Annotated in this window: 14 protein-coding genes; 4 read left to right on the forward strand and 10 right to left on the reverse strand. The window is 63.6% G+C overall.

Annotation, left to right across the window (positions count from 1 at the left end; genetic code table 11):
- Positions 1-374: 374 nt before the first annotated feature.
- Positions 375-632 (forward strand): hypothetical protein, encoded by a 258-nt coding sequence (locus tag AC5P6H_RS05725; RefSeq protein WP_495202380.1) that lies wholly within the window; start codon positions 375-377, stop codon positions 630-632.
- Here the strand turns inward: AC5P6H_RS05725 and AC5P6H_RS05730 are convergent.
- The 8 genes from AC5P6H_RS05730 to AC5P6H_RS05765 form a co-directional block, all read right to left on the reverse strand.
- Entirely contained in the window at positions 601-1,092 is a 492-nt protein-coding gene (locus AC5P6H_RS05730) for a response regulator (protein ID WP_495202381.1), read from the reverse strand. The genes AC5P6H_RS05725 and AC5P6H_RS05730 overlap by 32 nt on opposite strands.
- Before the next feature lie 6 nt (positions 1,093-1,098).
- Entirely contained in the window at positions 1,099-1,581 is a 483-nt protein-coding gene (locus AC5P6H_RS05735) for a pilin (protein ID WP_126411197.1), read from the reverse strand.
- Between the two features lie 109 nt (positions 1,582-1,690).
- The gene (locus AC5P6H_RS05740) at positions 1,691-2,146 is read right to left on the reverse strand and encodes a pilin (protein ID WP_126411196.1); all 456 of its coding nucleotides are present in this window, start codon (positions 2,144-2,146) and stop codon (positions 1,691-1,693) included.
- A gap of 153 nt (positions 2,147-2,299) precedes the next feature.
- Positions 2,300-2,746 (reverse strand): pilin, encoded by a 447-nt coding sequence (locus tag AC5P6H_RS05745; protein ID WP_126411195.1) that lies wholly within the window; start codon positions 2,744-2,746, stop codon positions 2,300-2,302.
- A 109-nt stretch (positions 2,747-2,855) separates the two neighbouring features.
- Positions 2,856-3,218: a hypothetical protein gene (locus AC5P6H_RS05750; RefSeq protein ID WP_041863646.1), complete on the reverse strand. Its 363-nt coding sequence runs from the start codon at positions 3,216-3,218 to the stop codon at positions 2,856-2,858.
- Between the two features lie 63 nt (positions 3,219-3,281).
- A complete protein-coding gene (locus AC5P6H_RS05755) occupies positions 3,282-3,653 on the reverse strand; it encodes a roadblock/LC7 domain-containing protein (RefSeq protein WP_126411194.1) in 372 nt (123 codons plus the stop codon).
- A complete protein-coding gene (locus tag AC5P6H_RS05760) occupies positions 3,646-4,197 on the reverse strand; it encodes a GTP-binding protein (RefSeq protein WP_014647833.1) in 552 nt (183 codons plus the stop codon). The genes AC5P6H_RS05755 and AC5P6H_RS05760 overlap by 8 nt, the downstream gene beginning before the upstream one ends.
- Entirely contained in the window at positions 4,194-4,901 is a 708-nt protein-coding gene (locus AC5P6H_RS05765; protein ID WP_495202382.1) for a hypothetical protein, read from the reverse strand. Before AC5P6H_RS05765 ends, AC5P6H_RS05760 begins: the two co-directional genes overlap by 4 nt.
- Before the next feature lie 250 nt (positions 4,902-5,151).
- Between AC5P6H_RS05765 and AC5P6H_RS05770 the strand changes: the two genes are divergently transcribed.
- From AC5P6H_RS05770 to AC5P6H_RS05780, 3 genes are all read left to right on the forward strand, one after another.
- The gene (locus AC5P6H_RS05770) at positions 5,152-5,823 is read left to right on the forward strand and encodes a response regulator transcription factor (RefSeq protein ID WP_241887700.1); all 672 of its coding nucleotides are present in this window, start codon (positions 5,152-5,154) and stop codon (positions 5,821-5,823) included.
- A gap of 128 nt (positions 5,824-5,951) precedes the next feature.
- Positions 5,952-6,515, forward strand: coding sequence for a DUF3011 domain-containing protein (locus tag AC5P6H_RS05775; RefSeq protein ID WP_032956176.1), 564 nt, complete (start codon positions 5,952-5,954; stop codon positions 6,513-6,515).
- A gap of 174 nt (positions 6,516-6,689) precedes the next feature.
- Positions 6,690-6,893 (forward strand): hypothetical protein, encoded by a 204-nt coding sequence (locus tag AC5P6H_RS05780; RefSeq protein WP_005417823.1) that lies wholly within the window; start codon positions 6,690-6,692, stop codon positions 6,891-6,893.
- Positions 6,894-7,032: 139 nt separating this feature from the next.
- Here AC5P6H_RS05780 and dxs read toward each other — a convergent pair whose 3' ends face one another.
- Positions 7,033-8,940 (reverse strand): 1-deoxy-D-xylulose-5-phosphate synthase, encoded by a 1,908-nt coding sequence (dxs, locus tag AC5P6H_RS05785; protein WP_495202428.1) that lies wholly within the window; start codon positions 8,938-8,940, stop codon positions 7,033-7,035.
- A gap of 105 nt (positions 8,941-9,045) precedes the next feature.
- The gene (locus tag AC5P6H_RS05790; protein WP_032956174.1) at positions 9,046-9,711 is read right to left on the reverse strand and encodes an HNH endonuclease; all 666 of its coding nucleotides are present in this window, start codon (positions 9,709-9,711) and stop codon (positions 9,046-9,048) included.
- Between the last annotated feature and the right edge of the window lie 67 nt (positions 9,712-9,778).

The raw sequence follows: 9,778 nt of genomic DNA on the forward strand, positions 1-9,778 counted from the left end.
GCAACATTTTCTGTCGCAAATAGCCCGTCAGCAAGCGCTCAATGCACGGCGGCGCGGACCAACTCTTCGATCAGAATCAGATAGCTGGCCACGAAATAGAACTTCAGCAACGTCGAACGCTGGTGCGAGAAGAAGGTGCGCATGTGGAAGGGGCCCCTGTTGATGATGGTAGTGTGAAGCCCAGCTGACTCCGTGACAAGGATCACGGAATGAACGAGCTAAACGGACTCAGGGATGTGATGAGGGTGGGGTTCTGACGCACTGGCGCGGACTTTTCGTACTTTTCTGATGGGACCACCCTGATGGCATGGCTAGGGTGACGGCATCAGCAGAGGCTCTGGTGCCCCCTGCGCCTATCCCAGAAGGAGCGTCCCATGGTCATTACCGTCAAGTGCAGTGCCGCGCAGTGGTCCCTGTTGGACCCGGCCGCAGGCGTCGCCGAAGCATTCAACTCCGGGGCCGCAGCGTTCGATGCCGCGGTTGGCCTGGCCAGCGCCCACCATCGCCGGACCGGCCAGGGCAGCACGGTGCGCGTGGAGGCGCTGGGCAGCAGCGTGGATGCCGTGCATTTCGAGGCGATGGCAACCGCCTCGGGGCCGGTTACCGGCCTGCGTTCTGCGCCGGTGGCGTAACGCCGGAGGATCCCCCGCGCAGTGCCTGGCTTACGACATGGCACAGCCACCACGGATTCACCGTCTTGGCATAGACATGACCGATCTGTGCCGGCAGGGCGCGATCCTGCAGTACGCGCAAGGGCTGTTGGGCCAGCACGAGGATGAGCAGATCCCTGCGCAGGCAGCAGATGCGGCGCAGCAGTGGCATGCCGTCGGCCTGGCCCACAGTCGGCATGCAGGGATCGATGATCAGTACGTTGCAGCGCGGGCTGGCGATCTGGGTCAGAACGTCTGCGGGCGAGCGCGCTTCGCCGAGGGTTTTGCCGTCCAGATGAGACTGGAGTCTGCGTATCAGTTCGCGTCGGATCCAGGGGTTTGCATCGGCGATGACGAGGGAGGGGAGGGGAGATGGCCGGCTTTCGCAGGCGGCACTGCCTGACTGGAGCGGGAAAGCGTGAACAGCTTGAAGTATCTGCATAGCAGGCTATGGATTGTCGGGGCCACAGCCTTTGGGCAGGAGGTCGTAGTAGGGGATGGCAGTCCAGCAGCGCCATTCATGGTTGTCCGAATCCCTGATCAGCGTCAGGTTGCCACGCCATGTGCCCAGGTTGTAGCCAGCATCGGATCGCAGCAGGCAATTGATTTCCAGGTCGCCGTCCGGAGCAATCATTGTTGTAATGGTTTCACAGCGCTCACTGCTCTCCGGCAGTCCCAGCTTGCGATTGTCCGAGCCATGTAGATCACCGCGTTCGGCCAGCCACGCCTCTACTCCTGCCTTCCCGCCGGCCAGCTCGGCCAACGCCGCCGCCAGCTTGGCTTTGGTAGAGAACTTCTTGTATTGCGGGACCGCTATCAGGGAAAGAACTGCAATGATGGCTACGACCGCCATGAGTTCGACCAGAGAAAACCCTCGTTGCCGATGTGTACGCCTCCCCGCGTGGCCGGCCCTTGAGATTTTATTTTTCATAGGTTCCTCCATGAGGAAATCAACTTTGAATCGTGGCTGGCGCACGCAATGGAAAGGCGCATGCGACTGTGGCAGGTTGGGCAGTCCGCGCAGTGACTTGCGTCAGCGATCAGGCCTGGCAGCCTTGGGGAAGCAGGCTCTGGTCCGGTATGTCGCTGCTGCAGACCCAGTTGCCTTCCCAGCCGCGATCCAACTTCAGCCAGCCAGTGCCAAACGTGGCATCGCTCTTGAGGAAGCAGCCAATGCTCGTTTCTCCGTTCGTGACATTGCTCGTCACCGTAATCCCGTCACAGCGGGAGCTTGACTCGGGCAGGCCAATCGATGCCGGCGTGGTGATCTCGCTGCCTTCGGCGAGGAGTGATTCAACGCCGACTTTTCCACCAGCGACTTCAGCGAGGGCAGCGGCCAGCTTTGCCTTGGCCGAGAACCGCTGATACTGCGGCAGGGCAATCATCCCCAGAATCCCGATGATCGCCACCACCACCATGAGTTCAATAAGGGAAAAGCCCTTCTGCCGGGATGCGCTTTTGCCTGCGTGGCGTGTGCGGTCGATTGCGGTATTCATGATAATCCTCTGTAGCGTGGTGGTTTCGTTGGTCTGGCCCCGAAACAAGTATTCGTGGCGCAGTCATAGGAAATCACGTGCACGGCAGTGGGTATATTCAAGAATTGGTAAAATCGAATCTATTGAATGGTTGCGCGATTGTTTTACGAATAATCAGAAAGTGCGCCGCAATTCCGCGGGGCATGGCGCAGGCACTGCAACCACATCGGCCATGCCTGCATTGCATCGCCATTCTCCGGCAGGGGTTCGCCACCATTGCAGGCGGCCGTCCTGGCGCAGATCACAGGTCAGCACTGCGCGGCCGGTGTCGGGGAGCGAGGCGCGCAGGTGAGCGCAATGCGCAGCGCTGGCAGGCAGGCCAAGGTGATGGTCGGTCAAGGTGAGATCACCTTCGGCGTAACTGTTTTCCACGGCGGCGATGGCGGCGCCCAGCACGCTGGCCGCGTCGCACGGCCGGGTGCAGCCGGTAGCGTCATCTGCCGAGGGCGCACACAACAGTAGCGCGTAGATGGCGGTCAGTCCGGCGACGATGCAGACCGACGCCCAAGGCCGGTAGTGGCGTGGGCGACGTGCCGCCTGTGTGGTTGCTCGAGGGCGCATGGAGGGCAGCTCCCGTTGTCGAGAAGGGCGCGCGGTGCAACTGCAGGCCGGGGCCGCTCTCCCCAGAGCGGCCCCGGCATTCGCATCCCCTGGCTATCGTTGTCGTGCGCTACAGCGCCAGCGAGCTTTCCACGTCCAGCACCATGCGCCGGGCGAGAGCAAGATTGGCCTTCTGCCGATCCAGCACCACATAGAAGAACAGGCCCTTCTTGGCCGACACCGGGCGCAGCACGTGGTACGCACGACCCAGGGTGATCAGCATGTCTTCGATGTTGTCGTTGAGTTTCAGCGCTTCGGCCGTTTTCATCTTGGCGCGGAGCACCTCGGTGTTTCCAGCGGCCGCCAGTTCCATGTCCACGCCTGAGCCGGCTTCACCCAGCAGCATGCCGCTTTCGTAATCGACCAGGGCAACGGCTTGTGCGCCGTTGATCTGCATGAGCGTGTCCAGGCATTTGTTGATGGCGATATTCATTTCAGTGGTCCGTTGCGGGTGTGAGGAGTTGAAGAGCCGTCTGATCAGTGAGAGAGGCATGCATCAGTTCGGGTTGTCGGCCAGGGCACGCACGCACTGCTTGGCATGCCACAGCACGTTGCCGATGACGCAGCTGTGGTCGCATGCGGTCATCAGCAGGCGCGGTTGCTTTCCTGGAATGGCGAGCATGAGTACTTTGCCGTTGGCGGCATCGAGGATGAGTGTGTCGAGTTCGCCAAAGTGCAGTTCGTGGCCCAGCGCGCTGGCCAGGCCGAGCATCGAACTGGTCATCGCGGCCAGACGATCGGCGACATGGCCTTGCGGGCCGGCCTGGGCCAGTGCAAAACCATCGGTGCTGGCAACGACGAGGGCCTGGATGCCGGTGACGTCGCGTGCCAGGGCATCCAGTGCCGAAGCGTGGCCGATGTCATTCATGGGTGACCGCCATGGCATTGCATTCGATCTGGCTCATCAGCAGATCCATCGTGGTGATGGCCTGCGCCATGTCGCGTGGGTCCAGCGGCAACGCCGGCAGGTGCGGTGCGTGGTCCTGCAACCAGTCCTGCCAGTGCGGCTGTACCGGGTCATCGGTGCTGCCGCACCGGGTGAAACCGATGACCACGGGCAGGCCCGGCGCGTTGTCTGCGATGGCCTTCAGGTGCTGCCCCGCCAGCGTACTGTCCTTGCTGGCGCTGCCATCGATCAGGACGATGGCGCCTTCGGCACCGGCCAGCAGGATCGGCCAGATGTACGAGAAGCGCTCCTGTCCGGGCGATCCATACAGGCGCAGGCGGTCACCACCCGGCAGGTCGATGTCGCCATAGTCCATGGCTACGGTGGTGTACTGCTTGCCCACGGCAGGGTCGGTATTGCGGGCCTCGGTCACTACGGCCTTGCCCCGGGTCAGGGTCTGCACGAGGGTGGACTTGCCCGCGCCAAGTGGGCCCATCACTACGATCTTGTGCTCACGCACGGTCATGCACTCCAGCGGATGCGAAGTTGTCGCCACAGGTTGACGAGGCCATCGGTGGGCGAGGGGCGCACGGGTGCGTCCTCGCCTACGACGGGAAAGGCATAGGCGGTGAGAAACGCCGCATTGAAGAACGACTGCACGGTACGGCGCGGCAGGTCGAGGAGGTCGCAGCACGCCTGCACGGATGCGCCTTGCTTGATCAGCAGCGCGCACAGCCGGAAATGATCCGGCCGATGGGCCAGGATGCGGAAATCCGGCCAGCGACGAAGGCGCAGCTTCGCGCTCCCGTGCAGGGTAGGCATCGGCGCGTTGTGATCAGCCGTGGACAGGCCGACGTTCCACAAGGTCGGGCGTAGCGGGATGTTGCTGGACACTGTCGCGCGCTGCATGAACACATCCTGGGTCACCGGCACCAGACTCAGCGGGGGATCCTCATCGCGCAACAGCCTCTGCAGCAGCGTCAGGGTGATCGGCGCTGGCGCAGTGGTCATCATCCGGTCGTTCCTGGCATCCAGCCAGCACACCGTGGCCTCGCCGTGGATGATCGCGGCATGGGCCGGCCGCCGTGACGGCGTGCTGTCGCTTGCTAGGTGCAGGCGCAACTGCTGTACGAACGGCAATGCTGCCGTCGGCAGTGTTGCCGGTGCCAGCGGCGTTGGTTCAAGTGGTCCTTGCAGATCCTCAAACGATTGACGACGGAATCGGACCATGGGGTGTCCAGCGCAGCGAGTAATCGGAGATGGATATGTAAGCGGCCTTTCCGGATTTCTGGAATGAAACTATTGGGAAAGTTCACGCGCGGCGTTTGTTTATGATCGCGAATGCAAATAATGGAAACGGGCTGGCGATTCTGCTTGAATGAAATCAATTGCAGTGGATCATTGTTAAGTTGACGTTGCCCGGAATGATTACTAGGGTTTTCGCTGCGCATTGCGGCGTGACTATTTACGGGTAATCAGCATGCTCACTCGAATTGCCATCGCGGACGACCATCCTCTGATCCTGCTTGGTACGCGCATCGTGATCGAGGCTGGTGGGCGCCATCGCGTGGTGGCAGAGGCGCGGTGTGCAGAAAGCCTTATGTCGATCCTGGCCGAAGAAGTCGTTGATCTGGTGGTGACTGATTTCTCGATGCCCACTGGGGGGCGCTCGGATGGCCAGTCGATGCTGCAGGCGTTGAGTCGCAATTACCCCAAGGTGCCGGTGATCTTGGTCACGATGGTCACCAATGCCACGACCTTGAACATGGCCATGCGCACGGGTGTGCGGGGACTGGTGTGCAAAAGCAGTGGCGTGGATGGCGTTCGCAAGGCGGTCGATGCCGTGCTGAGTGGCGGGATCTACCTGGACCCCGAGCTGGCGCCCTGCCTGCAGGACTCCGGGCGTGAGCGATCGCTTTCAGTACTGTCGCCCAAGGAGCTGGAAGTTCTGCGGCTGTATGTGTCGGGGCCTTCGATCACAGAGATCGCCGGGCAGCTGCGGCGCACCGTCAGTACCATCAGCCGGCAACGCATTTCGGCGATGAGGAAACTGGGCATCAGCAATGATGCCGAGCTGTTCGCCTATGCGTTCGAGGAACGCCTTGGCAATGCCGGTGGCATGGCCAGTGGGGCAGCGAACGGAAGCCCATGAGCTCACGGCGGTCCGGTCAGCCACGGTTGAGTTGTTTGAATGGGGGAAAAACTGCCATCACGCATCCCTCTGTGCGTCGGGCCGTGAATCCCGGATGCTTGCGCCATCGTATTCATCTGGAGATCTCGATGGGCAAGGCACTCACCTGGCGCACCCTGGCCTGCACCCTGTTGCCGATGCTGGCGGCTGCCGGCGGCGCCCAGGCGCAGAGTTATGGCTACGGCTATGACGACGACCGCTATGGCGGCCGCGATGGCAGCGGCATCGTGCGCTGCGAGTCGGTCAAGAACCGCAGCAATGAGTGCCGCCTGGACGGCCGCGCGCGGTTGATCCGCCAGTTGTCCGGTTCGCCCTGTGTGGAAGGTGAGACCTGGGGCCAGTCGCGCAACGGCGTCTGGGTCACACAGGGGTGCCGTGCCGAATTCGTCGGTGAATATCGCCGCGGTGGCGGCTGGGGTGGCAATGGTGGCGGCTGGGGCAATGGCAATGGCAACGGATGGGGCGGCGGCGATGTGGTCACCTGCCATTCCAATGGACATCGGCAGGAGTACTGCGATGCGCGCATCCGCCGGGGTGTGCGGCTGATCCGCCAGGACTCGCGCAGCGCCTGCATCGAAGGCCAGAGCTGGGGCTGGGATCGCCGCGGCATCTGGGTGAGTGATGGCTGCCGGGCGCAGTTCCAGGTGAACTGACCTTTACGGGTTCAGCCCATGAAAATCAGAATAATCTGATACAGCTCACATTTTGAACGCCGTATTGTCTGCGATCAGGGCACGTTGCGTGCCCTGAATTCCAGCGGTGCCGTGTGCCATAACCGGCATGGGCATCCCGCCGCCGTCGATACGCTGTCTCAAGGAGTGAGCTGCATGTTGATCCGCCTGCAATGCGAACAGCGCCAGTGGCGCGTGCTGCATCCGGACCGGCCGGAGCCGATCGAGTTCCGCGATGGCGCCCGCGCCTACGACTTCGCCGAGACCCTGGCCCGCCTGCACTTTGTCGACACCGGTCAGCGTGCGGCCGTGCGCGTGGAAGCCAGCGGCGCATTCGTCGAAGCGGTCAGTTACGGCTGAGCGCGGGTGCCTGCCAAGGCAGGCACCCGGAATTCCATCATCCACGCATGGCGTGGATCTACGGGTTTCGAGCCTGGAGGGTGCGGACGCTGTCCGCGCCCATTGCGCCCTGTGTGGATCTACCGGGTGGTGATCGGCCTCAGCCTGCCGCGCTGAGCGGCGGGGTACCTGCGGCGAGCTGCGGCCAGCGCTTGAGCACAGCAGCGCGGATGCCGGCGGCGTCGATGCCGGCTTCGGCCAGCAGGTCTTCGCGGCTGGCATGGTGCTGGTAGCTGTCGGGCAGCCCCAGGTGCAGGATCGGACGCAGCACGCCTTCGGCATTGAGCAGTTCACCAACACCGGAGCCGGCGCCACCGGCCACCACGTTGTCTTCGATCGTCACCAGGCCCTCGTGCTGGGCGGCGACAGCCAGCACCAGCTCGCGGTCCAGCGGCTTGATGAAACGCATGTTGACCACGCTCAGGCCCAGTTCGCGGCCGACCTGCTCGGCGGCGGCCACGGTGCTGCCGAAGGCGAGCAGGGCAATGCGGCTGCCCTGCAGGCGCAGTTCGCCCTTGCCGATCGGCAGGGTCGACAGGTCGGTGCCGGCTGCAACGCCGGTGCCGGTACCGCGCGGGTAGCGCACGGCGGCCGGGCCCGGGTACTGCAGGCCGGTGCTGAGCATCTGCCGGCACTCGGCTTCGTTGGACGGTGCCATCACCACCAGGTTCGGCACGCAGCGCAGGAAGCTCAGGTCGAGGTTGCCGGCATGGGTCGCACCGTCCGGGCCGACCACGCCGGCGCGGTCAATCGCGAACAGCACGTCCAGGTCCTGGATGGCCACGTCATGTACCAGCTGGTCGTACGCGCGCTGCAGGAAGGTCGAGTAGATCGCCACCACCGGCTTGCCACCCTGTGTGGCCATGCCGGCGGCGAGGGTGACCGCATGCTGTTCGGCAATCGCCACGTCGAAATAGCGCTGCGGGTATTCCTTGCTGAAACGCACCAGGCCGGAGCCTTCGCGCATCGCCGGGGTGATGCCGTACAGGCGCGGCTCGGCGGCGGCGGCATCGCACAGCCAGTCGCTGAATACATCGGTGTAGGTCGGCTTCTTGGCCCCGGCCTTGGCCACCAGGCCCTTGTCCGGATCGAACGGGCCCACGGCGTGGTAACCGATCTGGTCGCCCTCGGCCGGCTCGTAACCCTTGCCCTTGGTGGTCATCACATGCAGCAGCTTCGGGCCCTTGGAGGCGCGCAGCGTCTTCAGCGTGGACAGCAGGGCGGGCATGTCGTGGCCGTCGATCGGGCCGGTGTAGTGGAAGCCCATTTCCTCGAACATCGTGGAAGGCACGAACATGCCCTTCCAGTGTTCTTCCCAGCGTTTCACGAAGCGTGCCGGATTGTTCTTCTTGTCACCGAGAATCTTCTTGCCGCCTTCGCGCAGCGCGTTGAGCGTGCGGCTGCCGGTGGCGCGGCCCAGCATCTTGGTCAGGCCGCCCACGGCCTCGGAGATCGACATGTTGTTGTCGTTGAGGATCACCAGCAGGTTCGGCTCCGGCTCCATGCCGCCAGCGTGCATCAGCGCTTCGAACGCCATGCCGGCGGTCATCGCGCCGTCACCGATCACCGCCACGATCTTGCGGTCGTCGCCTTCGGACTGGCGGGCGATGGCCATGCCCAGTGCGGCCGAGATCGAGGTCGAGGAGTGGCCGACACCAAAAGTGTCGTACTCGCTTTCCTCGCGCTTCGGGAACGGCGCGATGCCGTCCTTCTGCTTGACGGTGTGGATCTCGTCGCGGCGGCCGGTCAGGATCTTGTGCGGGTAAGTCTGATGGCCGACGTCCCAGACCAGCTGGTCGTGCGGTGTCTGGTACAGGTAGTGCAGGGCCACGGTGAGCTCGATCACGCCCAGGCCGGCGGCGAAGTGGCCGCCACTCTTGCCCACCGATTCAATGAGGTAGGCGCGCAGTTCGTCGGCAACCGCCCTCAATTCGGATTCGTCGAATGTGCGCAGGTCATCCGGCGTCTGGATGCGCGCGAGGCGGGGATAGCGGGCAGAGTCGATCATCATGTTCGCACTTTTTCTGAACGCCCATTTTCGCCCTCAAACGGGGGTGGGGCAAGCAAACGCCGCCGTCCGTGACAGGACGGTGAGGGTTGCATTCTCAGGCGTTCAGGTGCTCAGTTTCGAGCGCTTGGGCAATTGCGCCTTCAGGAAGGCCATCTGGTCGGCCAGGATGTTGCGGTTGGACAGGATCAGGTGCTCGATCCAGCTGGGCCGGTAGGGCACTGCCAGCAGGGGCATGCCGGCCTGCTGCGGGGTGCGGTCGCTCTTGCGCGAATTGCAGTGGAAGCAGGCGGTGACCACGTTTTCCCAGCAGTCCAGGCCGCCCTTGGACAGCGGCATGACGTGATCGCGGGTGAGCGTGGGGCGGCTGAACTGCTGGCCGCAGTACATGCACAGATGGGCGTCGCGGGCGAAAAGGGCCTGGTTGGTCAGGTTCGGCGTCGGGTCGATCGCACGGGAGCGGGCGTGGCCGCGGGCGGCGATGATCGGGTGCAGGTCCATGCCGCTCTGCAGGCCGCTGAAGCGGTTGGTGCCGCCGTGGATGTGCAGGCAGGGGTCGCCGAGCGTCCAGGCCACCGCCTCGCGGGCGTAGAGGCAGGCCGCATCCTGCCAGGTGATCCAGTCCAGTACGCGTCCGTGGGCATCAAGCGAGAGCAGCCGGACCGAACCGGGGCGATGCAGCGTCGTGGCGTTGGGCGATGCTTCGGCGCCCGGAGCAGAAAACGGAGCTCCGGCTTCGATCAGACCCAAGCGTGTAGTGTCTGTCTCCATCGGGAGAACAGCTTATACCTGAATCATTGCGATTTGGGTATCGCCCGGAGGGCGAAACCCAAATCGC

The organism is Stenotrophomonas sp. YJH_SMC_110 (assembly GCF_059369255.1).

Coding starts and splice junctions, on each gene's coding strand:
- AC5P6H_RS05725 (WP_495202380.1), top strand. CDS start 375: ATGGTCATTACCGTCAAGTGCAGTGCCGCGCAGTGGTCCCTGTTGGAC.
- AC5P6H_RS05780 (WP_005417823.1), top strand. CDS start 6,690: ATGTTGATCCGCCTGCAATGCGAACAGCGCCAGTGGCGCGTGCTGCAT.
- AC5P6H_RS05750 (WP_041863646.1), bottom strand. CDS start 3,218: ATGAATATCGCCATCAACAAATGCCTGGACACGCTCATGCAGATCAAC.
- AC5P6H_RS05770 (WP_241887700.1), top strand. CDS start 5,152: ATGCTCACTCGAATTGCCATCGCGGACGACCATCCTCTGATCCTGCTT.
- dxs (WP_495202428.1), bottom strand. CDS start 8,940: ATGATCGACTCTGCCCGCTATCCCCGCCTCGCGCGCATCCAGACGCCG.
- AC5P6H_RS05730 (WP_495202381.1), bottom strand. CDS start 1,092: ATGCAGATACTTCAAGCTGTTCACGCTTTCCCGCTCCAGTCAGGCAGT.
- AC5P6H_RS05760 (WP_014647833.1), bottom strand. CDS start 4,197: ATGACCGTGCGTGAGCACAAGATCGTAGTGATGGGCCCACTTGGCGCG.
- AC5P6H_RS05745 (WP_126411195.1), bottom strand. CDS start 2,746: ATGCGCCCTCGAGCAACCACACAGGCGGCACGTCGCCCACGCCACTAC.
- AC5P6H_RS05740 (WP_126411196.1), bottom strand. CDS start 2,146: ATGAATACCGCAATCGACCGCACACGCCACGCAGGCAAAAGCGCATCC.
- AC5P6H_RS05790 (WP_032956174.1), bottom strand. CDS start 9,711: ATGGAGACAGACACTACACGCTTGGGTCTGATCGAAGCCGGAGCTCCG.
- AC5P6H_RS05765 (WP_495202382.1), bottom strand. CDS start 4,901: ATGGTCCGATTCCGTCGTCAATCGTTTGAGGATCTGCAAGGACCACTT.
- AC5P6H_RS05735 (WP_126411197.1), bottom strand. CDS start 1,581: ATGAAAAATAAAATCTCAAGGGCCGGCCACGCGGGGAGGCGTACACAT.
- AC5P6H_RS05775 (WP_032956176.1), top strand. CDS start 5,952: ATGGGCAAGGCACTCACCTGGCGCACCCTGGCCTGCACCCTGTTGCCG.
- AC5P6H_RS05755 (WP_126411194.1), bottom strand. CDS start 3,653: ATGAATGACATCGGCCACGCTTCGGCACTGGATGCCCTGGCACGCGAC.